This is a genomic window from Arhodomonas sp. KWT, from assembly GCF_010993615.1.
Genome location: NZ_WNXE01001112.1, coordinates 1 through 529, shown reverse-complemented (window position 1 = coordinate 529; position 529 = coordinate 1). Strand labels below are relative to the sequence as shown.

Annotated in this window: 1 protein-coding gene; it reads left to right on the top strand. The window is 73.0% G+C overall.

Annotation, left to right across the window (positions count from 1 at the left end; all coding sequences use genetic code 11):
• A partial coding sequence (locus G7A99_RS24420; RefSeq protein ID WP_163144669.1) for an ATP-binding cassette domain-containing protein occupies positions 1 to 529 on the top strand: 529 nt, incomplete at both ends.

Below are 529 nucleotides of genomic sequence, written 5' to 3'. Positions count from 1 at the left end.
GCCGCCAGATCGCGGACTCCGAGGCCCCGGACCCGGCACACATCGGCAGCGAGAACCGCCTGGTCATCAGCGACCTGCACACCGCCGGCGGCCTCAAGGGCCTGTCCATGGCCGTGCGCGCCGGTGAGGTGGTCGGCCTCGGCGGGCTCGCCGGTTCCGGGGTCGAGGAGATCGGCCGGGCGCTCTACGGCCTGCACCCGGTCACCCGCGGCGAGATCGAGCTGCTCGGCCGCCCGTTCCGGCCCCGGGACCTGCGTCCGCACCGCCTCGCACGCCAGGGCATCTTCTACCTGCCCGGCGACCGCCAGTCCGAGGGCATCGTCGACGTGCGCCCGGTCTCGGAGAACGCGACCCTGTCCTCACTGGACGCACTCGGCCGGATGGGCTTCCTCCACCGCCTCAACGAACGCCGCACCGTGGCGGACTACGTGCAGCGCCTGCGCGTGAGCACACCCTCCGCGGCCCAGCCCATCAAGCTGCTCTCGGGGGGCAACCAGCAGAAGGTGCTGTTCGCCCGCGGCATGCTCAC